General features: G+C 46.0%; 22 protein-coding genes, 1 tRNA gene, 2 rRNA genes, 1 pseudogene and 1 riboswitch. Of the genes and pseudogenes, 18 read left to right on the top strand and 8 right to left on the bottom strand.

The features are described 5' to 3' along the window. Nucleotides 1-19 precede the first annotated feature (19 nt). The 8 genes from ACQW03_RS10755 (at nucleotide 20) to ACQW03_RS10720 (ending at nucleotide 9,828) form a co-directional block, all read left to right on the top strand. Nucleotides 20-2,947: ribosomal RNA gene (locus tag ACQW03_RS10755) — 23S ribosomal RNA — on the top strand. 152 nt (nucleotides 2,948-3,099) lie between these two features. Beyond that, nucleotides 3,100-3,216: ribosomal RNA gene (gene rrf, locus ACQW03_RS10750) — 5S ribosomal RNA — on the top strand. A 346-nt stretch (nucleotides 3,217-3,562) separates the two neighbouring features. Further along, nucleotides 3,563-5,020: an IMP dehydrogenase gene (guaB, locus tag ACQW03_RS10745; protein ID WP_013308172.1), complete on the top strand. Its 1,458-nt coding sequence runs from the start codon at nucleotides 3,563-3,565 to the stop codon at nucleotides 5,018-5,020. Nucleotides 5,021-5,348: 328 nt separating this feature from the next. After that, a complete protein-coding gene (locus ACQW03_RS10740; RefSeq protein WP_441949644.1) occupies nucleotides 5,349-6,737 on the top strand; it encodes a D-alanyl-D-alanine carboxypeptidase family protein in 1,389 nt (462 codons plus the stop codon). 131 nt (nucleotides 6,738-6,868) lie between these two features. Then, nucleotides 6,869-7,750, top strand: coding sequence for a pyridoxal 5'-phosphate synthase lyase subunit PdxS (gene pdxS / locus ACQW03_RS10735; protein WP_025720037.1), 882 nt, complete (start codon nucleotides 6,869-6,871; stop codon nucleotides 7,748-7,750). 16 nt (nucleotides 7,751-7,766) lie between these two features. Then, nucleotides 7,767-8,333 carry a pyridoxal 5'-phosphate synthase glutaminase subunit PdxT gene (gene pdxT / locus ACQW03_RS10730; RefSeq protein WP_053324339.1) on the top strand — a complete coding sequence of 189 codons (567 nt, stop codon included), beginning with the start codon at nucleotides 7,767-7,769 and terminating at the stop codon, nucleotides 8,331-8,333. A 36-nt stretch (nucleotides 8,334-8,369) separates the two neighbouring features. Beyond that, nucleotides 8,370-9,653, top strand: coding sequence for a serine--tRNA ligase (gene serS / locus ACQW03_RS10725; RefSeq protein WP_025720034.1), 1,284 nt, complete (start codon nucleotides 8,370-8,372; stop codon nucleotides 9,651-9,653). Between the two features lie 89 nt (nucleotides 9,654-9,742). Beyond that, nucleotides 9,743-9,828 (top strand) — tRNA-Ser (locus ACQW03_RS10720). A 389-nt stretch (nucleotides 9,829-10,217) separates the two neighbouring features. Here the strand turns inward: ACQW03_RS10720 and ACQW03_RS10715 are convergent. Next, entirely contained in the window at nucleotides 10,218-10,703 is a 486-nt protein-coding gene (locus tag ACQW03_RS10715; RefSeq protein WP_441949641.1) for a LysR family transcriptional regulator substrate-binding protein, read from the bottom strand. Nucleotides 10,704-11,079: 376 nt separating this feature from the next. Between ACQW03_RS10715 and ACQW03_RS10710 the strand changes: the two are divergent. From ACQW03_RS10710 to ACQW03_RS10685, 6 genes and pseudogenes are all read left to right on the top strand, one after another. Next, nucleotides 11,080-11,264: pseudogene (locus ACQW03_RS10710) on the top strand (phosphate acyltransferase); the annotation flags it as partial. Between the two features lie 63 nt (nucleotides 11,265-11,327). Further along, nucleotides 11,328-12,275, top strand: coding sequence for an NAD(P)-dependent oxidoreductase (locus tag ACQW03_RS10705; RefSeq protein ID WP_441949639.1), 948 nt, complete (start codon nucleotides 11,328-11,330; stop codon nucleotides 12,273-12,275). A 370-nt stretch (nucleotides 12,276-12,645) separates the two neighbouring features. Continuing rightward, nucleotides 12,646-12,987, top strand: a complete 342-nt coding sequence (locus tag ACQW03_RS10700) for a hypothetical protein (protein ID WP_013308177.1) — start codon at nucleotides 12,646-12,648, stop codon at nucleotides 12,985-12,987. 28 nt (nucleotides 12,988-13,015) lie between these two features. Beyond that, entirely contained in the window at nucleotides 13,016-13,186 is a 171-nt protein-coding gene (locus ACQW03_RS10695) for a hypothetical protein (protein WP_007428073.1), read from the top strand. Between the two features lie 72 nt (nucleotides 13,187-13,258). Continuing rightward, nucleotides 13,259-13,414, top strand: a complete 156-nt coding sequence (locus ACQW03_RS10690) for a small acid-soluble spore protein P (protein WP_025720032.1) — start codon at nucleotides 13,259-13,261, stop codon at nucleotides 13,412-13,414. Between the two features lie 198 nt (nucleotides 13,415-13,612). Continuing rightward, nucleotides 13,613-14,689, top strand: coding sequence for a hypothetical protein (locus ACQW03_RS10685; protein ID WP_430182456.1), 1,077 nt, complete (start codon nucleotides 13,613-13,615; stop codon nucleotides 14,687-14,689). 115 nt (nucleotides 14,690-14,804) lie between these two features. On the opposite strand, the gene ACQW03_RS10680 is transcribed toward ACQW03_RS10685, so the two are convergent. Together ACQW03_RS10680 and tadA are read right to left on the bottom strand one after the other, a co-directional pair. Next, nucleotides 14,805-15,371, bottom strand: coding sequence for a GNAT family N-acetyltransferase (locus ACQW03_RS10680; RefSeq protein WP_104494864.1), 567 nt, complete (start codon nucleotides 15,369-15,371; stop codon nucleotides 14,805-14,807). Nucleotides 15,372-15,431: 60 nt separating this feature from the next. Beyond that, on the bottom strand, nucleotides 15,432-15,932 hold the full coding sequence (gene tadA / locus ACQW03_RS10675) for a tRNA adenosine(34) deaminase TadA (protein ID WP_076294625.1): 501 nt from the start codon (nucleotides 15,930-15,932) through the stop codon (nucleotides 15,432-15,434). Between the two features lie 328 nt (nucleotides 15,933-16,260). Here tadA and ACQW03_RS10670 point away from each other — a divergent pair, with 328 nt between their 5' ends. Both ACQW03_RS10670 and rluF read left to right on the top strand, forming a co-directional pair. Then, nucleotides 16,261-18,537, top strand: coding sequence for a PAS domain S-box protein (locus tag ACQW03_RS10670; protein ID WP_441949635.1), 2,277 nt, complete (start codon nucleotides 16,261-16,263; stop codon nucleotides 18,535-18,537). Between the two features lie 51 nt (nucleotides 18,538-18,588). Continuing rightward, on the top strand, nucleotides 18,589-19,290 hold the full coding sequence (rluF, locus tag ACQW03_RS10665; RefSeq protein ID WP_025723782.1) for a 23S rRNA pseudouridine(2604) synthase RluF: 702 nt from the start codon (nucleotides 18,589-18,591) through the stop codon (nucleotides 19,288-19,290). A 134-nt stretch (nucleotides 19,291-19,424) separates the two neighbouring features. Here rluF and motB read toward each other — a convergent pair whose 3' ends face one another. Then, nucleotides 19,425-20,252 carry a flagellar motor protein MotB gene (gene motB, locus ACQW03_RS10660; RefSeq protein ID WP_071639043.1) on the bottom strand — a complete coding sequence of 276 codons (828 nt, stop codon included), beginning with the start codon at nucleotides 20,250-20,252 and terminating at the stop codon, nucleotides 19,425-19,427. Continuing rightward, nucleotides 20,245-21,039, bottom strand: coding sequence for a flagellar motor stator protein MotA (motA, locus tag ACQW03_RS10655; RefSeq protein ID WP_013308185.1), 795 nt, complete (start codon nucleotides 21,037-21,039; stop codon nucleotides 20,245-20,247). The genes motB and motA overlap by 8 nt, the downstream gene beginning before the upstream one ends. Before the next feature lie 187 nt (nucleotides 21,040-21,226). On the opposite strand from motA, the gene ACQW03_RS10650 reads away from it, so the two are divergent. Together ACQW03_RS10650 and ACQW03_RS10645 are read left to right on the top strand one after the other, a co-directional pair. Next, entirely contained in the window at nucleotides 21,227-21,520 is a 294-nt protein-coding gene (locus ACQW03_RS10650) for a hypothetical protein (protein ID WP_071639044.1), read from the top strand. Between the two features lie 117 nt (nucleotides 21,521-21,637). After that, nucleotides 21,638-21,937: a 4a-hydroxytetrahydrobiopterin dehydratase gene (locus ACQW03_RS10645; protein ID WP_007428083.1), complete on the top strand. Its 300-nt coding sequence runs from the start codon at nucleotides 21,638-21,640 to the stop codon at nucleotides 21,935-21,937. A gap of 78 nt (nucleotides 21,938-22,015) precedes the next feature. On the opposite strand, the gene ACQW03_RS10640 is transcribed toward ACQW03_RS10645, so the two are convergent. From ACQW03_RS10640 to ACQW03_RS10630, 3 genes are all read right to left on the bottom strand, one after another. Next, complete coding sequence (locus ACQW03_RS10640) at nucleotides 22,016-22,522, bottom strand: GNAT family N-acetyltransferase (protein ID WP_013308187.1); 507 nt, start codon at nucleotides 22,520-22,522, stop codon at nucleotides 22,016-22,018. Nucleotides 22,523-22,825: 303 nt separating this feature from the next. Then, complete coding sequence (locus ACQW03_RS10635) at nucleotides 22,826-23,326, bottom strand: C40 family peptidase (RefSeq protein WP_025723776.1); 501 nt, start codon at nucleotides 23,324-23,326, stop codon at nucleotides 22,826-22,828. Nucleotides 23,327-23,331: 5 nt separating this feature from the next. Beyond that, nucleotides 23,332-23,469, bottom strand: a riboswitch (cyclic di-AMP (ydaO/yuaA leader). A 277-nt stretch (nucleotides 23,470-23,746) separates the two neighbouring features. Next, nucleotides 23,747-24,574, bottom strand: coding sequence for a hypothetical protein (locus ACQW03_RS10630; RefSeq protein WP_076294628.1), 828 nt, complete (start codon nucleotides 24,572-24,574; stop codon nucleotides 23,747-23,749). Nucleotides 24,575-24,577 lie beyond the last annotated feature (3 nt).

Below are 24,577 nucleotides of genomic sequence, written 5' to 3'. Positions count from 1 at the left end.
ATTTACCATGTAAATACTAGGTTAAGCTACAAAGAGCACACGGAGGATGCCTAGGCGCCAGGAGCCGACGAAGGACGTGGCGAACAACGATAAGGCCTCGGGGAGCTGTAAGCAAGCTTTGATCCGGGGATGTCCGAATGGGGAAACCCGGCTGTCTTCATCGACAGTCACTTTCTGCTGAATACATAGGCAGAATAGAGGCAGACCAGGGGAACTGAAACATCTAAGTACCCTGAGGAAGAGAAAACAATAGTGATTCCGTCAGTAGCGGCGAGCGAACGCGGATTAGCCCAAACCAAGGAGCTTGCTCCTTGGGGTTGTGGGACGTCTCACATGGAGTTACAAAGGAACCGGTTAGATGAAGAGGTCTGGAAAGGCCCGCCAGAGAAGGTAAAAGCCCTGTAGTTCAAAACTTGTTCTCTCCGAGACGGATCCCGAGTAGTGCGGGGCACGTGAAACCCCGTATGAATCCGGCAGGACCATCTGCCAAGGCTAAATACTCCCTGGCGACCGATAGTGAAGCAGTACCGTGAGGGAAAGGTGAAAAGCACCCCGGAAGGGGAGTGAAATAGATCCTGAAACCGTGTGCTTACAAGAAGTCAGAGCCCGATCTATGGGTGATGGCGTGCCTTTTGTAGAATGAACCGGCGAGTTACGTTCCCGTGCAAGGTTAAGGTGAAGAGCTGAAGCCGCAGCGAAAGCGAGTCTGAATAGGGCGACTTGAGTACGTGGACGTAGACCCGAAACCGGGTGATCTACCCCTGTCCAGGGTGAAGGTGCGGTAACACGCACTGGAGGCCCGAACCCACGCATGTTGAAAAATGCGGGGATGAGGTGGGGGTAGCGGAGAAATTCCAATCGAACCCGGAGATAGCTGGTTCTCCCCGAAATAGCTTTAGGGCTAGCCTCGGAAAGAAGAATCGTGGAGGTAGAGCACTGATTGGGTGCGGGGCCCGCAAGGGTTACCAAGCTCAGTCAAACTCCGAATGCCATAGATTTAGTTCCGGGAGTCAGACAGTGAGTGCTAAGATCCATTGTCGAAAGGGAAACAGCCCAGACCATCAGCTAAGGTCCCCAAGTGTGTGTTAAGTGGGAAAGGATGTGGAGTTGCACAGACAACCAGGATGTTGGCTTAGAAGCAGCCACCATTGAAAGAGTGCGTAATAGCTCACTGGTCGAGTGACTCTGCGCCGAAAATGTAACGGGGCTAAACACACCACCGAAGCTATGGCTTGATGCTTGCATCAGGGGTAGGGGAGCGTTGAATGCGGGTTGAAGGTGTACCGTAAGGAGCGCTGGACTGCATTCAAGTGAGAATGCCGGTATGAGTAACGAAAAGATCTGTGAGAATCAGATCCGCCGAAAGCCTAAGGGTTCCTGAGGAAGGTTCGTCCGCTCAGGGTAAGTCGGGACCTAAGGCGAGGCCGATAGGCGTAGTCGAAGGACAACAGGTCGAAATTCCTGTACCACCGTAATCCGTTATGAGCGATGGGGTGACGCAGTAGGGTAGTGACGCGGACTGATGGATGTCCGTCTAAGCAGTGAGGCTGGTGTGTAGGCAAATCCGCACATCGTAAGGCTGGGCTGTGATGGGGAGCGAAAATTGTAGTAGCGAAGGTCATGATCTCAGACTGCCAAGAAAAGCCTCTAGCCAGGAGAAGGTGCCCGTACCGCAAACCGACACAGGTAGGCGAGAAGAGAATTCTAAGGCGCGCGGAAGAACTCTCGTTAAGGAACTCGGCAAAATGACCCCGTAACTTCGGGAGAAGGGGTGCCTCGGTAGGGTGAATAGCCCGAGGGGGCCGCAGTGAAAAGGCCCAAGCGACTGTTTAGCAAAAACACAGGTCTGTGCGAAGCCGCAAGGCGAAGTATACGGGCTGACGCCTGCCCGGTGCTGGAAGGTTAAGGGGAGTGGTAAGCCCTTCGGGGCGAAGCTATGAACCGAAGCCCCAGTAAACGGCGGCCGTAACTATAACGGTCCTAAGGTAGCGAAATTCCTTGTCAGGTAAATTCTGACCCGCACGAATGGCGTAACGACTTGGGCGCTGTCTCAACGAGAGATCCGGTGAAATTTTAATACCTGTGAAGATGCAGGTTACCCGCGACAAGACGGAAAGACCCCATGGAGCTTTACTGCAGCTTGATATTGAATTTGGGTACGATCTGTACAGGATAGGTGGGAGCCGTAGAACTTTGAGCGCCAGCTTGAAGGGAGGCATCCTTGGGATACCACCCTGATCGTATCTAGGTTCTAACTTGGTACCGTGATCCGGTGCGAGGACAGTGTCAGGTGGGCAGTTTGACTGGGGCGGTCGCCTCCTAAAGAGTAACGGAGGCGCCCCAAGGTTCCCTCAGAATGGTTGGAAATCATTCGAAGAGTGCAAAGGCAGAAGGGAGCTTGACTGCGAGACCTACAAGTCGAGCAGGGACGAAAGTCGGGCTTAGTGATCCGGTGGTACCGCATGGAAGGGCCATCGCTCAACGGATAAAAGCTACCCTGGGGATAACAGGCTTATCTCCCCCAAGAGTCCACATCGACGGGGAGGTTTGGCACCTCGATGTCGGCTCATCGCATCCTGGGGCTGAAGTAGGTCCCAAGGGTTGGGCTGTTCGCCCATTAAAGCGGTACGCGAGCTGGGTTCAGAACGTCGTGAGACAGTTCGGTCCCTATCTGTCGTGGGCGTAGGAAATTTGAGAGGAGCTGTCCTTAGTACGAGAGGACCGGGATGGACGTACCGCTGGTGTACCAGTTGTTCCGCCAGGAGCACCGCTGGGTAGCTATGTACGGAAGGGATAAGCGCTGAAAGCATCTAAGCGTGAAGCCCCCCTCAAGATGAGATTTCCCAGTATGTAAGACCCCTTGAAGACGACGAGGTAGATAGGTTGGGGGTGGAAGTGCAGTAATGCATGGAGCTGACCAATACTAATCGGTCGAGGGCTTATCCTAAAAATAAAACGCAAATGAGTTTCGGATCCAGTTTTCAGGGTGTAACCTTGAAGGTATGTACAAGTGACATACGACAAGCGCATGGCTATTCATTCACACGATAAGTGATGAACCGAATAACCGTACGGTAGAATTTGCACAGCAAATTCATGTTTGGTGGCGATAGCGGAGGGGTTCCACACGTACCCATCCCGAACACGACCGTTAAGCCCTCCAGCGCCGATGGTACTTGGACCGCAGGGTCCTGGGAGAGTAGGACGTCGCCAAGCAACAAGTAAAGAGGACCATGATCTCAATGAGATCATGGTCCTCTTTGGTATATTACGGTACAAACCACCTATATGATTGCTTCTATGCTGTGCATTCAAAGAGGAGATATACTCTTGTGAATAGTTATTACCTTTGGAAACGCTTATTTTTAAAGGTTGTCCTTCGTAGGAGTACAGTTGTTTGTACAGGGAAATACTAAAGGTTAGGGCTATTGATGAAGGCTTGACACCCCTATACCGCTTTGCTAAGATTGCAATAATATATTTTCAGAGAGCCTTGATTTGTCCATGTCGGACAGACAACAAGACCAATACAGACTAAACAATTTGAAGGAGGATCATCTTGGTGTGGGAAGATAAATTCGGTAAGGAAGGCCTTACCTTTGACGATGTTTTGCTGGTACCTCGCAAGTCGGTGGTTCTGCCCAAAGAAGTAAGCGTGGCGACTCGTTTGAGTGATAACGTAAAGCTGAATATTCCTTTGATGAGTGCTGGTATGGATACTGTTACTGAGGCAGTGTTGGCAATCGCGATGGCTCGTGAGGGCGGTATCGGTATTATTCATAAAAATATGTCGATTGAACAGCAAGCGGTAGAGGTGGATCGGGTTAAACGTTCGGAGAGCGGTGTTATCACCAATCCATTCTCATTGACTCCGGATCATTTGGTATCCGATGCTGAAGCAGTTATGGGTAAATACCGTATTTCTGGTGTACCTGTTGTAAACGAAGAAAACAAACTGGTGGGTATTATTACTAACCGCGATCTTCGCTTTATTCACGATTTTAACCTTAAAATCAGTGAAGTCATGACGAAGGAAGAACTGGTAACTGCACCTGTAGGCACGACTTTACAGGAAGCGGAAGTCATTTTGCAAAAGCATAAAATTGAAAAGCTTCCTTTGGTCGATGATGAAAATTATCTCAAAGGTCTTATTACCATTAAAGATATTGAGAAAGCTATTCAATTTCCGAACGCAGCGAAAGATGCACAAGGGCGTCTTCTGGTCGGTGCGGCTGTCGGCATTTCCAAGGATACATTTGATCGGACTGAAGCACTTGTAAAAGCTGGTGTGGATATGATTGTCGTGGACTCTGCTCACGGGCATCATATTAACATTATTGAAGCAGTCCGCAAGCTGCGTGAAGCTTATCCTGATCTGACGATTGTAGCAGGTAATGTAGCTACTGGTGACGGAACGCGCGAATTGATTGAAGCTGGAGCATCGGTCGTAAAAGTCGGTATTGGTCCAGGCTCCATCTGTACAACACGCGTAATCGCAGGGATTGGTGTTCCACAAGTAACAGCAATTTATGATTGTGCAACAGTAGCACGTGAATATAATATTCCGATTATTGCAGACGGCGGTATTAAATACTCCGGTGAAATTACAAAGGCCATTGCGGCAGGGGCTTCTGCGGTAATGCTGGGAAGTCTTTTTGCAGGTACGGAAGAAAGCCCAGGCGAATCTGAAATTTATCAAGGACGCCGCTTCAAAGTATATCGTGGCATGGGATCTATGGCTGCGATGAAGCAAGGTAGTAAAGATCGTTATTTCCAAGATGACGACAAGAAATTGGTACCGGAAGGCATCGAAGGACGTGTTGCTTATAAAGGACCACTTTCCGACACTGTTCATCAGCTGTTGGGCGGTCTTCGTTCTGGTATGGGTTATTGCGGTACAGCTAATATTGAGGAGCTTCGTAACGATACAAGCTTTATCCGTATTACAGGTGCTGGTCTGCGTGAGAGCCATCCGCATGATGTGCAAATTACGAAAGAAGCACCAAACTACTCTCTATAAAGTTCGGCTGTAGTAGACTTGACGACAGGCAGAGCGTATTTCGCTCTGCCTGTCTTTTTTTAGAGATACCCCTGTGATAGAATAGACAAGTGTCCGCCTTTATGAAGAAATTAGTGATGAATTAGGGCACGTAGGTCTTTTGGACGATTCCTACCAGTGAAGAAGATTCGAGCAGGAAATGCTCATGACAGGATACAACTAAGACAACGAAATAAAACTGGATTTTATAACATTAAAACATTAATTACATTGGCCAAGTAGAGGCTGTAACCACCGTCTCGTTATATATAGCGGATCGGGTTGAGGTACGAGAGGAGTTTGTATTCATTTGAAAGCGAACAATTTAAAGCAAAATACAAAACGCAGCATGATTAAAAAGAGTGTGACTGCAGTCATGGTGCTTAATATGATGTATATGTCGGCATTGCCTGTTGTAGGCAATTTCGATCCGAGCGTGGCTACTTTTGCAGCTGGGGCGGCAATACAGGCAACCAATATTACGGGGACAGGTTCTATTAACCCCCCTAGTCTGGCACTACGTTCCGCCATTTTGATCGAGCCTTCCACTGGGCAAGTATTGCTGTCTATGAATCCAGATGAACCGCTTCCACCAGCAAGTATGACTAAAATGATGACAGAATACATCGTGGCTGAACAGGTTAAGCAAGGTAAACTCAAGTGGACGGATAAGGTTACGGTTAACGAGAATGCTTCTAAGAGCATTGGATCACGTATTTTTTTGGCTCAAGGGGATCAACATACGGTAGAAGAGCTTTATATTGCAATGGCGGTAGGTTCTGCTAATGACGCAACAGTAGCCCTTGCTGAACGCGTATCCGGAACCGAGCAGGACTTTGTAAAACTAATGAATGAAACAGCTCAGAAAATGGGCATGAAAAATACGTATTTTATCAATTCGACTGGTTTGGACCGTGGTGATATGCCGAAAGGCTTCCAGCCGGATACAGACCGGGAAACTGTAATGACAGCGAGAGATGCAGCTACTCTGGCTGGTTACATCATTAAAGATCATCCGGATTACACACGATTTACGACAATTCAATCTTACAAATTCCGTCCTACTGACAAGGCGCCGATTATTAACTATAACTGGATGCTAGAAGCAAACAAAAATATTACTAACTTTAGAAAGTTTGCTTACCCAGGTTTAGACGGGATGAAAACAGGCCATACGGCTAATGCTGGCAACTGTTTTACAGGAACCGCTGAACGCAACGGAGTGCGTCTCATCAGTGTAGTTATGGGGGCTGATTCAGATGCACACCGTTTTACAGAGACAGCTAAAGTGCTGAACTATGGTTTTGATAATTTTGAAGTGAAGCAGGTTGTTGCTCCAAAGACGGTGGTTAAGGGTGTTGAGAATGTGCCTGTGACCAAAGGTACGGAAACAGAAGTACCGATCGTCACCAAGGATGCAGTAAGCTTTATTGTACCTAAGGGTGCGAGTAATCCTAAGGTAACCTTTACAACGAACATTACACCAGCAAGCTCTCTGGTGGCACCTTTGAAGCAAGGGGCCAAAGTCGGAACAATTACGTACACGTACAAGACAGACGGTGTGGATAAAGGGCAGACGAAAACCGTTGATCTGGTTACTACGACGGCAGTAGAAGAGGGCGGCTGGTTCCGAATGCTTTTCCGGGCAATCGGTGATTTCTTCGGAGATCTGTTCCAAGGAATTAAGAACCTCTTCTAAAAAAGCAAAGCTAAGTGACCTATCTTGTTTTTCATTACTTATTTTGCAGCTTGAAATGATTGTGTATTTGGCATTCGTGCGGTAAAATATTAAGTTAGAATCTAAACGTAACCCTTACAGGAGGCAACGATATGGAAACGGGAACTTCGCGTGTAAAAAGAGGTATGGCAGAGATGCAAAAAGGCGGCGTAATCATGGATGTCATGAACGCTGAGCAGGCTAAAATTGCAGAGGCAGCAGGAGCTACAGCTGTAATGGCTCTTGAACGGGTGCCTTCGGATATCCGTGCAGCTGGTGGGGTCGCTCGTATGGCTGACCCAACGATTGTGGAAGAAGTTATGAAGGTTGTTTCTATTCCTGTTATGGCTAAGGCTCGCATCGGTCACTTTGTAGAGGCAAAGGTACTGGAATCTCTCGGTGTTGACTATCTCGATGAGAGCGAAGTGCTGACACCTGCGGATGAAGTTTTCCATATTGATAAGCGTGAGTTCACCGTTCCATTTGTCTGTGGGGCCAAGGATCTGGGAGAAGCGCTGCGTCGTATTGGTGAGGGTGCATCTATGATCCGTACGAAGGGCGAACCGGGAACTGGAAATATTGTTGAGGCCGTTCGGCATATGCGTTTTATCAATGGTCAAATTCGCAAGGTGCAAAACTTGTCGAAGGACGAGCTGTATGCAGAAGCGAAAAACCTCGGAGTTGCTTATGAACTGCTGTTGGAAGTGCATGAGCTTGGCAAGCTGCCTGTGGTGAACTTTGCAGCGGGTGGTGTAGCGACACCTGCCGATGCCGCGTTAATGATGCATTTAGGCGCTGATGGCGTCTTTGTAGGTTCTGGTATTTTCAAATCGGATAGCCCTGAGAAGTTTGCACGTGCAATCGTGGAAGCGACCACTCATTATACGGATTACAAGCTGATTGCAGAAGTCTCCAAGAATTTGGGAACTCCTATGAAAGGCATTGAAATTTCCAAACTGGCACCGCATGAGCGCATGCAGGATCGTGGTTGGTAAGAAAGAAGGGACCGGCATGAAAATAGGTGTATTGTCGCTGCAAGGCGCTGTAGCTGAACATATACGAAGCGTTGAACGTGCGGGTGCGGAAGGTATAGCGGTGAAGAAGATCGAACAGCTCGATGAGCTGTCCGGTCTTATCATTCCCGGTGGTGAAAGTACCACTATCGGTAAGCTAATGCGCAAGTATAATTTTATAGAGGCTGTACGTCAGTTTTCCAATCAAGGCAAGCCTGTATTTGGTACTTGCGCGGGATTGATTGTACTGGCTAAAACGATTCAAGGACAGGAAGAAGCACATTTGGGACTCATGGATATTACAGTATCGCGTAATGCATTTGGTCGCCAAAGAGAAAGCTTTGAAACAGACTTGAACATTAAAGGGATTGAGGAACCGGTTCGTGCTGTATTTATACGCGCGCCCTTAATACAGTCTGTTGGAACGGGAGTAGATGTGCTGTCTGAGTATAACGGCGAGATCGTGGCAGCCCGTCAGGGTCATTTGCTGGCTTCATCCTTCCATCCGGAGTTAACAGACGATTACCGGTTACATCAATATTTTGTGGATATGGTTCGCGAATAGTGGAAAGTCAGGTTTGTAGTGTAGGAGGGATTACCTGTGTTAGATATAAAGATTTTACGTAATGAGCTTGGTCGGGTTGAGAAAGCCTTGCAGAACAGGGGGAAATCTCTGGATCTGATTAATGGTTTTACAGATCTGGATGTAAGCCGTCGTGAGTTACTTCAAGAAAGCGAAGGGCTCAAAAATCGTCGGAACGTGGTATCCGGTGAAGTAGCCAAGTTGAAGAAGAATAAGGAAAATGCGGATGATCTTATTGCAGAAATGCGTCAAGTCTCCGATCGTATCAAAGAATTAGATGAGCAAGTACGCGAACTGGAAGTACAGATCGACGAACTGGTGATGTCCATTCCGAATATTCCGAATGAAACAGTACCTGTAGGCGCATCGGAAGAGGATAATGTAGAAATCCGTCGCTGGTCGGAGCCGCGCGAGTTTTCTTTTACACCCAAAGCGCATTGGGAATTGGCTCAGGATCTAGATATTCTTGATTTTGAGGCAGCAGCCAAGGTAACGGGTTCTCGTTTTACGTTCTACAAAGGATTGGGAGCAAGATTAGAGCGTGCGCTGATTAACTTTATGATGGATCTGCACAGCAGTGAGCATGGTTATGAAGAAATGCTTCCTCCATACATTGTAAATCGGGATAGTTTGTACGGAACGGGTCAACTTCCGAAGTTTGAAGAAGATTTGTTCAAGCTGCGTGATACTGAGTATTATCTCATTCCTACGGCTGAAGTTCCGGTAACGAACTACCATCGTGAAGAGATTATGAATGCGGAGCAGCTTCCGAAATATTATGTGGCATACAGCTCTTGCTTTCGCTCGGAGGCAGGATCAGCAGGACGTGATACACGTGGCCTGATCCGTCAGCATCAGTTCAATAAGGTAGAGATGCTTAAGCTGGTTCACCCGGATACCTCTTATGAGGAATTGGAGAAAATGACGAATAACGCTGAGCGTGTTTTACAGCTGCTCGGACTTCCATATCGCGTGCTGGCACTTTGCACTGGAGATATGGGTTTTACGTCTGCCAAAACGTACGATCTGGAAGTATGGTTGCCTGAGAGTGGCATGTACCGCGAGATTTCTTCTTGTTCAAATACGGAAGACTTCCAAGCGCGTCGTGCGAACATCCGGTTTCGTCCAGATTCGAAGGCAAAGCCTGAATTTGTACATACGCTGAACGGTTCAGGATTGGCTGTAGGGCGGACTGTGGCTGCTATTTTGGAGAACTATCAGCAAGAGGACGGAAGCATCGTGATCCCAGAAGTGTTGCGTTCATACATGCGAGGCATTGAGGTTATTGCTCCTAAACAGTAAGTGTTGCATTCTTAGAAGTCCTGTGGTAAAATAATTTTGTTGCGCCTGAGTATGTTTAAAAGGGAAGCAGCTTTATACATTTACCACCTGGAGAGGTACCGAAGCGGTCATAACGGGGCGGTCTTGAAAACCGTTAGAGTGCAAGCTCACATGGGTTCGAATCCCATCCTCTCCGTCAGTTTAATAATTTCCTTGCTGCATATGGATTTGTAGCAAGTATGACTGAAACGCACTTTACCGTTGGATAGCGGTGTGGTGCGTTTTTTTGTGTTCGTGACCGTTGGATAAACATCTGACGGAGGTATAGGATTAATACAAACACGGGGGCAAACCGCGTAAACGCGGGCAGCGGAAGAATAGTTTGGACATTCCCCAGCGGTTTCTCGACCGTCTGAGTCCATCGGTTTTGGAAACGTCTCGGGTGGCGCAGGATGAGAGAGCGAGCGTATCGCCTGAGATTCTGACACTGGAGGGGCTGTTCAAACGTTATTACACCGCGCGGCAAGCGGCAGGAGCGGCAGAACGTACCTTGGAGGGCTACCAGAACAAAATCCCCCATCCGCATCATATGTGCGCAATCGAAGCGGGAACTATCGTCCATTGTCTGGCGTCCTTCAAAAAAGTAGTGATGAGTCCCGCTGTGTCCAGATGAACACGGGACGGGCAAAGAGGGTCCCACCACTGGTCATGTCTGAATTGAAACTCTCTATTCCAATTTATGAAGACTTCGTCTTGCGCCGCCAATTCTTCCATTTCAACAGTATCTCCGGCCTGCCGCCCCGACACAGCCAGGCGCAACAGCATCATTTCTACAGTAAAAAACGGTTTAACAGTGACACTAGGCGACACGATTTCTCGCACCACAAACGCCACATCCATCTCGCGCCGCTCAATACTATCAAAAGCTTCCTGAGTATGCTGCGTACGAATTTGCAGTCGGATGGACGGGGTATGTTGATTAAGCATTCTATATACAGGAGGCAAAACAAAGTGACTTATACTTTCGGCAGCGCTTATTGCCAGACTTAACTGCGAACCGCTAGCCTGCAAGATTTGTGTTTCCCTCCAGAGAGCATCCCATCTTTCCGCAATGCTAAAAAAGTTTTCCCCTTTTGGGGGCAGAAGGATTTTAGGTGCCCCTTTTCTTCGCTCAACCAAAAGGCCACCCATTTCCTATTCCAATGTCTTTAACCGATAGCTAAAAACGCTTCAATCCCAGGAAAATACATAGAATACCTCCTCAATATATAGAAATGATTAATAGTTCACAAAATATTTGAGTTTTACAACAATATTCTTTATGTTTAAAATTATCGTTAATAAAGACGAGGGGTCAAATGTTTTTCACTGTAATTAGATTGCTGTTGAAACGGCAAGAACAGCAAAAGTCTTTTCCATTGCTCTAAAAGTTGCTTTATTATAGTACGTTTTCATATTCCCAGGTATTCATGCCGGTAATATTGGTTGTAAGGTAGCGCAGCGTCTTGGAAACTTTGAGGCATATGGTCCGATCCTGTAGTGCTAAATGCACCGATCAATGACCTTTCAAGAGGTTGTACTGCCGATGAAGTCTATAATATGGAAATAATCACTTCTTCTTCAAAAGGATAAAATGAAGATCATCAAACGGGTTTTCTTCGAAGATTGATATAGGTAATGAAAGGTGGTTTAGCAATGAAGATTCTCATAGTTGGCTATTTTAGCGAGACCTCGAAATCAAATATTGTAAGGTATTTTCCTCAAGAATGGAATGTTGTAATTGTCCCGCCCGGAAAAGAAATGCTGCATCATATTGAAGATTGCCAGGTAATCATCCCTGAACATATTAAAGTGGATCACAGCCTGCTTTCTATCGCAAAAAAATTAAAATTGGTACAGACGGGTGCAGGATTTGATAATGTAGATGTCCCTGCCTGTACACAGCTCGGCATTTGGGTGGCCAATGCTGCAGGAGTGAATGCACAGGCAGTGGCCGAGCACGTAATGGCACTGATATTGTCTTATTATAAAAACATACCGTTTCTTGATACTTTCATGAAAAACAGGATGGATGAAAATCAATTGGACTATACAGGGAGTGAATTAAAAGGCAAAACGATTGGGATTATCGGTTTGGGCGCTATCGGAAAAAAAGTAGCTGCATTTTGCAGGGTTTTTGATATGAATGTGCTGGCTTATGCGAGAAATGCTCTTGTACAATCTGACGGTTTTGTGAAAATGACGGATTTCAATACTCTTGTAAGCACATCGGATATAGTCAGTATACATGTACCCTTGAATCAGCAAACCAAACAACTGATCAACAAAGCGGCATTCAAGAAAATGAAGAAAACCGCTCTTTTTATCAATACAGCCCGCGGCGGGATTGTCAACGAAAGAGACTTGATTGATGCATTAAAAAACGGGGATATTTCAGGCGCATGCCTGGATGTGTTTGAATCTGAACCGCTTCCTATTGACAGTGAGCTCCGGAATCTGGGTAATGTGATACTTACTCCCCATACAGCAGGAATGCCTGATGGTCGAAAATTTCATAAAAAAAGATATGATTTCTTTATAAACAATATAAGACGTGTAGAAAATGGTGAAGAGCCTGAAAGCAAGCTCAATCAGTTATTATAGTTTTGGTGCAATAAAAATGAGCTATCGGGGCAGCTCCGTGCACCTGGTTTCCTCCAGATAATGGCAAGGGGGACACGGCAGCGTTGGCCAGCAGTTGTAGCAGTTCTTGCATTAGACTTCACAAACCCAGTCATACCAAGGCTCGGCGGCTTTTCATAGGTAGTAACGGTCTTAAAAACCGTTAGATTGCAAGCTCGCATGGGTTCGAATCCCATCCTCTCCGCCATACTCTAAATAAACCAAGCCATTCAAATACGATAGCTGATACATTGGCCTTTATAAGCTAATGATTAGGAATCGTGGAGAGTGGCTTTTTTGTTGTATAAAAAGCTCGTTTTTTTCACACGTTATCAGATGTGGAGGTGCTGGCATGAATCGAGAAATGACAGTAGATCAGCAAAAGCTGGTAGAGGCCTGGCAGGAACAACTGCCGATTCTTTTGAATTCAGGAGACAAATCACAGGTACAGGCAGATGAAGCCAACAACCGGGCTATACGAATCCACATCGAGGTTGAAGGCCGACAAATGTACTCCTTTGATTTTGCATGTACTTATGTAGACTCCCGGGAAGTACAGGTTAGCTTAGTCGATGTAGAGCGAGACGGACAGTCTGTGGATGAACGAACAGATATCATTCAGCAGTTAGTGTCCGATTATACTCGGCATATTCACCAATGTGCCCAAACATTACAGTCGTTGACGCATTCGTAGGTCATGAAGGAATGAGGAGGAAGGCTACATGACAAAAGCCAAAAACGGACTGGATAAAAACCTGTCTAACATTGTTGATGATTTGGAGCAACGTCCAGTTAATAGTCATCAGGCACAGCAAGTGCAGCAGGATCGTAATGATCGCCGTCATCAGGATTCACTAAATCACGATAAAACGGAAGATCTACACCATCTATAGTCCTATTTTTAATGGTAATAAACGGATTCGTTGACGTACCAAAAATATAGACTGAGAATGGAGGATGCATAAATGAGCAAGCCTAAAGCCATTCCTGTTCCCGAAGCACAGGATTCTGGTGGAAGTAACGAAAAGCGTGAGCGTAGTCATCAACAGGAGCCGTTATCTGGTTCCAAGAAGGTGAAACAGCGGAATCACGTGGATCACCATAATAGAGAAGGCTCATAAGCAGACAGACCTTTCTCCTAAAATATATTGCATAGTGTAAGCACCCTGGTTAGAGAGCCAGGGTGTCTTTGTGCTTATTGTAAGAAAATTTTCCAATAAGTGTTTCGCCGTTTGAGAATATGAGTTAAAATAGAGGGTGTGTATTTTTTTTGTTAGCATAAAAAAAGGGGTTAAATACGAGAGGAGAGAATCTACACAATGAGTAAAAAGTTATCCGTCTTGGTACTCACTATGGTGTTGCTTTTGACGGTAGCCCTGGTAGGTTGTAGCAAGAAGTTAGAACCGAAGGAAGCTGTTACGAACGGTACAGCTAACGCAATGAAATTGAATTCTTATGAATCCAAAAGTCAATTCACGATTAAGGAACTGACCATTACATCCGCTTCTGTTCCAAGTGAGCAAAGTGCAATGGTAACTAGCATGCTGAAAAATGCTGATATTACGTTGGACGGTGTGTACCAAAAGGAACCTTTCCAATCTGAAATGACGCTCGGCATTCATTTGAAAGGTGATCTTTCCACCAGCTTCACGATTCCAATGGTAATGACTAAAGATAAACTGTACGTTAAAATTCCTAATATTCCATTTTACCCGCTTCCACAGGATGTTGTAGGTAAATTCCTGATCATTGATCCACAAGAACTGGCTAAACAATCAGGACAAGAATTTAACCCTGCAGCCATGGATCAGGAAAAATCGCAGAAATTTGCGAATGAAGTGATTGCTGCGATTATGAACGAGTATGATCAAGCTACGTACTTCTTTGATATTGATCCTAAAGACGCTAAATTGCCACAAGGCGTTGAAGCTAAACAAGTAGTTCAGTTCAAAATAACGAACGACAATGTGAAGCAAGCGACCAATACATTTATCACTAAGGCGCTTCCTAAAGTCCTTGATGTGATGTCTAAGGATGAATATGCTGGCATGCTTCAAGTGAAGAAGGAAGAGCTGGCTGAAGCGAAGAAAGAACTGCAATCGAACACCAGCGAAGTTAGCAAAAAGCTGGATGAGTTGAAAAACTATTTGACGGTGAAACAATTTGACATTAACACAGCTTTGAACAAGGATGACATTCCTGTGTATCAAGACCTGAATGCGAATGTAGAGATGAATGATCCGGCTACAAAAGACAATGTAAAATTGTCCGTAACAGGCTACACGCAATATAGCAAAATCAATGCTAAAGCAGCATTTAAAGTGGGTATTCCAACAGGTGATCAAGTCCTGACTATGGAACAACTGCAACAAAAAATGCAAACTGTTGCTCCTTAAGTATGGGATGACATGATTTCAAAACATCATTTTTTTCGAATTTGATGTAAAAAAACCGCTCGGCATAAGCCGGGCGGTTTTTTGTTTACTGTTAGTGTTGTCCCTGTGCAGTCATTTAGCTCTGCCACACGTCATCCTCAGCTAAAAGTCCAAACATCTGGTGATCCTGCCATGTGCCCTGAATTTGTACAAGCTTGCGAGCAATGCCCTCTGGCTGGAAGCCGCACTTTTTTAATACATGTTGTGAGCGATCATTATGCAAAAGAGTACCTGCTTGGAGACGATGTAGAGATAAGGCACGAAAGGCATATTGTATGATCAACTTTAAGGCAGCGGTCATATGCCCTTTACCCTGTTCATGATGATCCATCATGTAGCCGATATCAGCGAATTGTCCAACTCCACGTACTAGATTGGAAATGGAGATATAACCGATGAGTCGTTCTTCCTTTAAGAGAAAGATACCGAACACGTAACCTCGATCTTCTTCGGCTTGCCGCAATTTCTCACGGATGTATTCTTGCTGTTTCTCTAATGTGAAAAATGAATCCTCGTAAAGCGGCTCATAAGGCGCATGGGAATCCCTATTTCGGTGCCTAAGGGTGAGAAGGGCTTCGCTATCCGCCAAGCTAAATGGTCGTAAAAAGATACCTTGAGGCGTATTAAACAAGCTCATAGGCATGGGGTGATCTCCTTCCATGGGGAATTAGCAATGAGATGAAGTGTTTTGGAATTTTCCCCCTCAGGATGAAGATGGGGGAGGAGACAATTTGGCGGCCGCTCTTTTTTGCCGAAGATGCCGAAAAAAGCTCGTTAGCAACGAGGCACATTCCTCCTGAAGTATACCACTGGTTACCTCTGTGCAATGATTGAACCGAGGCTCCTGTAATAAATTCATCAGCGTGCCTGCACAGCCTGCCTTGGGATCTGTGGTGCCGTATATCAGATGGGGGACTCGTGATTGAACAATGGCTCCGGCGCACATTGGGCACGGCTCTAGGGTGACATACAGCCTGCAATCCAGCAGGCGCCAAGCACCCAAATGCTCACTGGCCTGACGAATGGCAACCATCTCTGCATGTGCGGTTGGGTCAGCACCCGTCTCGCGCAAATTGTAGCCGCGACCGATGATTTCATTATCTTTTACGATGACAGCTCCGATGGGGACTTCACCCAACGCTTCTGCCTTGTACGCTTCCTGAATGGCTTCTTTCATCCAATAGGCGTGATCCATAGTGGTCACTGGGAAAATGCTCCTTTCAAACGCGGAATTATCCAACGAACAAATATTCCGTTGTTAACATGATGTGAATAAAATTGTGGATAACACGGCACTTGTCCACAGATTTATCCACAGTTTATAATAAAATCTGTGTATTTGTGGACTACCTGTGGATGATTATCTTCTTATATTGTAGGCAAACCCTCGTCTATTGACAATACTGTACACAAGGTGTGTATTTATGTATATCCGGTAAATGTAAATGCTGGTATCAGAGGCGCTATTACGGTATCATTGAGTTAGCAATTGCCAGTAATCGCCAGCATACGGCAAGAGGTGAGAAATCAGTGTGTCGATAAAAATCAGAATAACGATCATTTTGTCGGGGTCCGTCCTGTTTATCCTGTTGTTAAACATCGCACTCAATTATTACACGACCCACGAAAATCTAAGAAGTGACAGTGAAACTAAAATGGTTCTGACCGCTAAAATTATCGGAGGAGCTATCGAACAAACCCAACATAGCTGGGAGGCCGTTGACAAACAGCTCGGATATAATCTGTGGCTTTCTGCCACATTGGCTGCCAATCAGCTAGGTCCTGACATCCGAAATATTCAGCAGGAACAGCTTCAAAAGGTAGCCTCACTCCACAGAGATACTAATATTTCTTTGATGATTCGAGACGGACAGGGGTATAAGATTGTTAAATCCTCGAATCCAAAAGAAGTAACGCCATCTGATCCAATGACAGGGTATTGGAAAAATGCAGTTGACCAATTATATGAGCACGGACAGGCTGCAATGGCGCAAGGCCAGAAACTGGATCATTTTTGGACCGGATCATTTGACTATATCGGTTCAGGCTCCTCACATATTAATAAATGGGGATTTTATTATGACCAAAAACGTAACTACTTAATTCGAATTTCCTTTCAGGATACTTCAGTGCAAGATTTCATAACCATCCTGAGCCCCGATGAGATCGTAAAGCAAACCCAACAAGTGGATTATCGTATCATGGAGATTACAGGAATTAACCCTGCAACCTTTGGTGGCGCTTCGATGGACAAGAACGGGAACGATTCGAAATACTATTACATGTACAATAAACCGATCCAATTTGGCACGTATCAACTAACAAGAGTGCAGGAAGATCGTTTGGCCGTGTCCAGAGCTATTCTCTCTGGGGAGAGTATTGTACAAGACTGCTATATCAAAGGCGAACGGGTTCTCGTCAGTTACATACCTTTTTACCCGGCTAACCGTGAAGCCTATGTTATCCGTATTGTTATGAATTATGATACGATTACTTCTGTTATTTCCAAGCAATTGATAAGTTTAATTGCCATCTCCATTGTCCTTTTAGAGGTTGTAATCATTGGAAGCTATGTGCTGGCAAGTCTGTTTGTTCGCCCAATCCAGTCGATTCTGGGGAAAGTGAACGAGATGGCTGATGGTCATTTTGATACACGGCTAGAAATCAAGGGTGGTCATGAGCTTGCACAGTTGGGTGAGCGCATCAATGCGATGGCCTACAATTTGGGGATGTATACGAGAAGACTCGAACAGATGTATGAAGAGAACCGTTCTGTAAAGGAGCATCTGGAATCGGTTATTAATCAGACAGCAGATGCGATTCATGTGACTGACGAGGAGGATCGTGTCGTTCGGGTCAATCATGCCTTCGAAGCTTTGTACGGCTGGACCAAGAAAGAATTGGTTGGTCGTAAGCTGGAGTTTGTACCTCCGCAGCAACAGGAGGAGTATGAATTTCAGAAGAAGAGCCTGCTTCAGGGAGAGAGCATCGTATCAAGTGAGTCCCTTAGAATGCGTAAGGATGGAAGCACGGTAGAGATTAGTATGAGTACGTCGCCTATTCTAGATGAAGAAGGCCAGATTTTGGGATTCATCTGCGTGTCGCGTGATATCACGGGTCGCAACCGGATGGAGGAGCTGTTGCGCAGATCAGAGAAACTGACAACCGTCGGACAACTAGCGGCAGGCGTAGCGCATGAGATTCGTAATCCGCTAACCACGCTACGTGGCTTTCTCCAACTACAGCAGCAAAACCAAGTGTTGAATATGAAACACAACGATATTATGATGTCTGAGCTGGATCGCATTAATTTGATCGTTAGCGAGTTTTTAATACTGGCGAAGCCACAGGCAGTGCATTTTCAGAAAAAAGATGTTCGCTATATTGTGAGCGACGTGATTTCTTTACTAGATAGTCAAGCGCATCTGCTGGGCATTGTATTCAATCTTCAGGTCACGGACGAGCCTGCCCTGGTATACGCCGAAGAAAATCAGTTAAAACAGGTATTCATTAATTTACTTAAAAATAGCATGGAGGCTATGAGTAAAGGTGGTATCATCACGATTCATTTGTTCTTGGAGGGAGAAAGCGTTAAAATCTTCATACGGGACCAGGGAACGGGTATTCCTGCAGAAATGCTGTCCAAGCTAGGAGAACCTTTTTTCACAAACAAAGAAACAGGGACAGGACTAGGACTTATGGTCAGTCAGCGTATTATACAGAGTCATAAAGGCACACTGGATATTGAAAGCACAGAGGGAGAGGGAACGACAGCCCTGGTGCAGCTTCCGATTGCCAAGCCGGAGTAACGGGCTGGGGCGCAGGAGGAAGTGTGTTAGTAGAAATGGAGGGTACACAGGTTGCGCATTAACAAGTTTATCAGCGAAACCGGCTTTTGCTCGCGCCGGGAGGCAGACAAGCTGGTAGAGAGCGGCCGCGTGACGATTAACGGCGAAGTGGCTGTGCTGGGTAGTCAAGCGGAAGAAGGCGATGATGTTCGCGTGAACGGCAAGCCACTGCGCGAGAAGTCCGATCACGTCTATATTGCATTGAACAAGCCGGTGGGCATCACAAGTACAACGGAGAGCCACATTAGAGGCAATGTTGTTGATTTTGTGGGGCACCCGCAGCGGATATTCCCGATTGGACGCCTGGATAAGGATTCGGAAGGTCTCATTTTACTTACCAATGATGGAGACATTGTGAATAAGATTTTACGGGCAGAAGGCAAGCATGAGAAAGAATATATCGTAACGGTGGATCGCCCTGTCATACCATCTTTTGTGCAGGGTATGTCCAGCGGGGTGAAAATACTCGGTCAGCGAACGCTACCTTGTGAGGTGACGCGTGTATCTGAGTATGTATTCCGTATTATCCTGACTGAAGGAAAAAATCGTCAGATCCGGCGTATGTGTGCTGCCTTCGGTTATGAAGTAAAAAAACTGCAACGCCTGCGAATCATGAATATTCGGTTGGGGTCCCTTCAGAAAGGTGCCTGGCGTGATCTCACAGAGGCTGAGAAGCTGGAGCTTGGACAGATGCTCGATTATACGCTTAGCTAATGCCAGAGGGGCTTCATATAGCCTACAGCGTATGATCGTCGTATCTGACAGGCCAGAGTACAGGAAGCATAAACAAAGAGGCACCAGCTGCATAAAAATGCGGCGGTGCCTTTGTTCATATAACATATACATAATCAACCTTCACTCGAGCTTGAGGTAGGACTGATGACTTGTGTCCCGTTCTGGTATTTGCGGAGAACAGATATTTCAACACGACGGTTTTTGGAGCGTCCTTGACCATCTTGATTGCTTGCCAATGGACGATACTCGCCATAACCGATGGATACAAACTTGGTTGGATCGAGATCTGGATTGAGCAACAAGATACGCAAGAAATTCAGAGAGCGCTTGGCGCTCAAATCAAAGTTGGACGGGAACTGGCTGTTGGAGATCGGTACATTATCCGTGTGACCCGATACGATAACATCATAGCCAGGGAACTGCTGAAGCATACTAGAAATAGACTTGGCCAGCTTTCTTGCTTCCGGCTTTACTTCGGCCTGCCCGGATGAAAATAGGGCATTATCACTAATAGTGATCATCAGCTGTGATTGGTTCAGCTTGGTATTCAGCAACGGGGTCAGGCCGTTATTTTGAATGTATTGATCCATCTGTTTTTTAAGCTTTTTTAAATCTTCTTCTTCCCGCTGGGCCAACTGTTTTTGCAGTTCAGAGGTAGAAGTAGCTTTCGATTTTAAGGGTTGTGATACTTGTTCTTTATTTTTGCCCATATCCATGGATTGTGACGACGGATTCGCGGCCGAGTGATCCAGCACGCCAGTGCCGCCATTAAAAGCTGCACTCATGGATTGAGCCATAGTTTCAAATTTTTTGGCGTCGAGCGAGCTCATACCGAATAAGACAATGAAAAGAGCCAACAGAAGGGTCATTAAGTCGGAATATGGCAACAGCCAGCTTTCGTCAGCATGCTCTTCATGCGGTTCATGTCTCTTTTTACTCACTGGAATCGCCATCCTTCTGGGTCATCGTAGCCCGTTCGGTCGGAGTCAGGAAGATCGTCAGTTTCTGACTGATGGCAATCGTAGATATCCCCGATTGAATGGAAAGCAGACCTTCGACCATCATTAATTTAAGCTCTACTTCTTTTTTGGATAACCGTTTGAGCTTGTTGGACATCGGATGCCACAGGACATAACCTGTAAAAATACCGAGCAACGTCGCAATGAAGGCTGCTGCAATGGCATGAGAGAGCTTTTCCATGTCACTAAGGTCGGCCAGAGCGGCGATCAGACCTACAACCGCACCGAGTACCCCGAGCGTTGGAGCGTACATACCAGCTTGAGAGAAGATCAGCGCGCCAGAGCGATGTCGATCTTCGGTAGCATTGATATCCTCCATCAGAACGTCCCGTACGAATTCCTGATCATTTCCGTCAATAATCATTCGCATGCCGCCACGCATAAAGGGATCGTCGATTTCCTCTACCTTAGATTCCAAGGCGAGCAGACCTTCACGACGGGTAATGGATGCCCACTCGGTAAACGTACCGATGAGTTCTTTGCGGTCTAACAGTTTTTGTTCGGTGAAAATAACCTTGAACAGCTTCGGAATCCGTTTGATTTCTGCCATCGGGAAGGCCATAAATATACTCGCTGCCGTTCCGACGAAAATAATCATGTAAGCAGCGGGATTATTGACCAGATTGACGACCGGAGCGCCTTTTAAGATCATCCCGACGACCAGTGACATAATCCCGAGCACAAGTCCGATAATGGTTGAAATTTGCATGATACACCTCATCCATGAGAATAGATTTTGAATCCTTTCATGCCGCCGGGGTCGTCCTTGCCCCAAGCGCGTCATTACAAGACGGATTATAGTATTTATCGACAAAACTCTCTTTTTTGTTAAGTGCGAATTTCCGGTATAATAAGGTGATTATGTATTGAATGGCGGAACCATTGGAGGAAATGGCATGGGAGTAAAGCATGGGCGTGAGTATGAACAAATTTTGAACGATTTGACAGAGGCTGTGGGACGCATCCCAGACAGCTACGAATTTTTCGAGATGGAAGTAGAAGATTGGGACAGGCTGGACCCGGCGGGACGCCAGGAAGTCAATGAAGCTTTGGCAGAAGACTTATTCTATGCACTGGGTACAGAGCCCATAATCACTGTAGGCAGTGGCGTTGTGATCTATGAGCCGGAGCACCATCGTATCTATGTACTCATTGGAGACGAGGAGCTGACGTCAGTACCTTTGATTTGAGGTCCGTCTTATGGATTTATCAACGGGGCCGTGGTAATATGTACACCAATATATCGTAGTTTTGGCCGTATTTAAGCGGTCGAAAGGCTTCCGTATAAACGGGGAGGAGTTCGTAACATGCCTTTTACACAAGAAGAGATTGAAGCACATCTGGAGAAACTGGAGGGCTGGGAACTGGAGGAAGGACGTTGGATCGTTCGGAAATATAATTTTTCCAGTTTTATGAAAGGGATTGCATTCGTGGATGAAGTTGCCGCTATATCTGAAGCATTCAATCATCATCCATTTATTACGATTGATTACAAGACCGTGACTCTGCGTTTGACCTCTTGGGACGACGGCGGTATTATGGCCGTGGATATTAAGGAAGCCCAACAATATAATGAAGCTTTTGAAAAAATGCGCAGCAGTCATTGAGCTTGTAATGATCGGTCGTATGATGATAAAAGCGCCTTCGCTATACAACATCGCGGTTGTATGCCGAAGGCGCTTTTATCATAGAACCTGGGTTTGGTGCTCGGGACGATATACCATACAATAAAACGGTTTTTTGCCATCGGGAGTCTGGCGTTCATAGGTATCTGTAAGCTCAAATCCAGCCGCCTTGTAAGCCCGGATAGCGCGATGATTCCAAGTAAGTACCTCTAGATCAATTTCATTCTTCGGGTTGCGTCGTTGGGCTTCCTCTGCAATGGCACGGACAAAATCAGCGCCTTTGCCATGTCCGCATCTTTCAGGATGCATTCCAAGACCTAGCCGGGTCACACCGATCATAGGGAAATATTGGGCAAATCCCGTCAGCTTATTCTCTTCATCCAGTACAGCAACATATTGCTCTTGGCGAAGCGTGGGACTTCCAAATTCGACTTCAAGCGCCTTCATTTGTTCCCAGGGGAGCCATCCGTATATATTATAAGGTGGATCATAGCGCCACTCACAGATTGCAGCCGCTTGATGCTCGTCCATCGGTACGATCCGATAGTTAGATATTGAGGCCGGCATGTGTTCCATCCTCCTTTTACAAGTACTTCAATCATTAACAACAGATTGTAGACAAGTTGCAGGGGAATGGCAAGCGTGTTTATTTCATACTCAAGTCGGGTATACATTCAATAAGAAGGATTTACTGCTCATATGCTCCCCCAGCGCTGACGGTAAAACCGACGATGTTCGCTAAAATTGAAACCTTTTGAGGCTTCAGTTCGTCAGTAATGATAATAATTGCTGATGTTGTGGACATAAAAAACCGCAATTCGATTCCGGCCAGAATCAAATTGCGGCTAGGGTTAGCTTGCTGTGCGTTAGTTATTCTACGTTGTCGTCATCAGGAATTTCTGAAGCTACAGAATGGTAAGCGTCTGTGCTCATAATTCTTTTTGCACCGACATAGCGGTTAGCGTAATAATTTTCGTTCAGTGAGCTAACTACTACACCACGTGAAGTCGAGGAGTGGGCAAATTTCCCTTCACCTACGAAGATACCTACATGGGAAATGCCTCTTCCTGTGGTGTTGAAGAACACCAGGTCTCCAGGTCTCATTTCATCGCGGGATACAGAAGATCCCATTTTGAATTGTGATCCAGATTGATGCGGAAGTTTAATTCCCAGTTTGTTGAATACATACATTGTGAAGCCGGAGCAATCGAATCCCTCGAGTGTAGTGCCTCCGCTTCTGTAGCTCGTTCCTTTGGCATCTTGAATGACCTGGTCCATCTTGGAGTCTGCATATGCACTGCCGCCACCGAATGTAAAAGATGTAAAGGCAATGGCAAGACCCATAGCTGCGATCGTTAGCTTCTTCTTCAAAAAAAATATACCCCTTCCAATGCCTGCGAGGTTAGCTTAAGGATTCGGTAGAAGGTTCCCCTATGACCACTCTGTTGCGAGATCAATTCACCCAAACTGGTTCCCCCGCTTCCTAGGTGCCAGGAATTAGGCTTAACTTAAGATGTGCACCTTGGAGAGCAGTATTCACAATAACGTTATTTTTGAGATAAAGGTTACAATAAAGATTACAAAGTTGTTACTATCAGTTCACTGCGATTATTGTAACAAAGACGGCTGGCTTTGGCAAATGTTTCATTGCAAAAAGTTACAAAAAAAAATCTGCTCCTAATGTCCAAGGAACAGATCTTGTTAACAGTATTCAGTTATGTGTCGTTTGCGCGGATATGAATCGAGATTTTTCGACAGACGGAAATGAAGTAAAAAACATAAAGGCAGGGCTTAACTTCTACTGGAGATATCGGTATGCCATAGTCTGTACTGCGAACTGATATGCCACAGCCTGACCAGACTAGTAACAAAATGATACGATTGCTGGAGAATGAGCGCCAGCATGCCAGTCCAAATCATCGCCACGGTGCCAAATAGACCGAAGACCAGCAGCACACAAGCACCGAGCAAAAGGGATACACCGACAGCTGGGAGGAGCTGGCGAAAGAAGGCGAGCAGGGACGATAGTATGGCGTGACCACCGACAGTCCCCAGTTGCATATACAGGATGCACTGCCGAATGAACCATCCGTAAGCCATCCACCCCATGGCATAGGGCAACAAATGCAGCAGGTAAGAGGGAGATTGAAGCGTTCCTGCTACAATAGGGTAGAGTCTCGGTACTACCCAAAAGGAGGGAAGCAGCAGCAGTCCCAACTCGATGGTGTAATACAACAGCGACGACATGCCATGGCGCTTCATACCCTTGAAAAAGGACAGGCTTTGCGGTTCAGTAGCATCGGTATGCAGGCTTTGATATATTCCGGCTCTAATGAAGGGAGTGATCAGTATACGTAGTACAGTCGCCCCTAGTAGTATCCACAAATACACATGTACTTCCCGGCTGTCCATCAGAGCAATCTGGCTCTCCATCCAAAACAAGGTCTGTCCCAGCTCGTTTTGACCCTGATCAGGATAACGGAGCAGTAGCGGGATAACGGCAGACTGCACCAACCGATAGAGAAACACCCCCCACAGTAGTCGATATAGAAATAAAATGATAACGATATAGAATCGTATGCGCACCAGCGCCCAGCCCTCTTTTATAACAGTCCGCATCTA

The organism is Paenibacillus sp. DRB1-1 (assembly GCF_052119485.1).
Classification (GTDB): Bacteria; Bacillota; Bacilli; order Paenibacillales; family Paenibacillaceae; genus Paenibacillus; species Paenibacillus polymyxa_B.
This window is presented reverse-complemented; position numbering and strand designations above follow the sequence as displayed.

Excerpts from the sequence above, each read along its gene's own strand:
- pdxS (WP_025720037.1), top strand. The coding sequence starts at position 6,869 with ATGGAAACGGGAACTTCGCGTGTAAAAAGAGGTATGGCAGAGATGCAA.
- pdxT (WP_053324339.1), top strand. The coding sequence starts at position 7,767 with ATGAAAATAGGTGTATTGTCGCTGCAAGGCGCTGTAGCTGAACATATA.
- ACQW03_RS10705 (WP_441949639.1), top strand. The coding sequence starts at position 11,328 with ATGAAGATTCTCATAGTTGGCTATTTTAGCGAGACCTCGAAATCAAAT.
- ACQW03_RS10700 (WP_013308177.1), top strand. The coding sequence starts at position 12,646 with ATGAATCGAGAAATGACAGTAGATCAGCAAAAGCTGGTAGAGGCCTGG.
- ACQW03_RS10695 (WP_007428073.1), top strand. The coding sequence starts at position 13,016 with ATGACAAAAGCCAAAAACGGACTGGATAAAAACCTGTCTAACATTGTT.
- ACQW03_RS10690 (WP_025720032.1), top strand. The coding sequence starts at position 13,259 with ATGAGCAAGCCTAAAGCCATTCCTGTTCCCGAAGCACAGGATTCTGGT.
- ACQW03_RS10685 (WP_430182456.1), top strand. The coding sequence starts at position 13,613 with ATGAGTAAAAAGTTATCCGTCTTGGTACTCACTATGGTGTTGCTTTTG.
- ACQW03_RS10680 (WP_104494864.1), bottom strand. The coding sequence starts at position 15,371 with ATGCCTATGAGCTTGTTTAATACGCCTCAAGGTATCTTTTTACGACCA.
- motA (WP_013308185.1), bottom strand. The coding sequence starts at position 21,039 with ATGCAAATTTCAACCATTATCGGACTTGTGCTCGGGATTATGTCACTG.
- ACQW03_RS10650 (WP_071639044.1), top strand. The coding sequence starts at position 21,227 with ATGGGAGTAAAGCATGGGCGTGAGTATGAACAAATTTTGAACGATTTG.
- ACQW03_RS10645 (WP_007428083.1), top strand. The coding sequence starts at position 21,638 with ATGCCTTTTACACAAGAAGAGATTGAAGCACATCTGGAGAAACTGGAG.
- ACQW03_RS10640 (WP_013308187.1), bottom strand. The coding sequence starts at position 22,522 with ATGCCGGCCTCAATATCTAACTATCGGATCGTACCGATGGACGAGCAT.
- ACQW03_RS10630 (WP_076294628.1), bottom strand. The coding sequence starts at position 24,574 with ATGCGGACTGTTATAAAAGAGGGCTGGGCGCTGGTGCGCATACGATTC.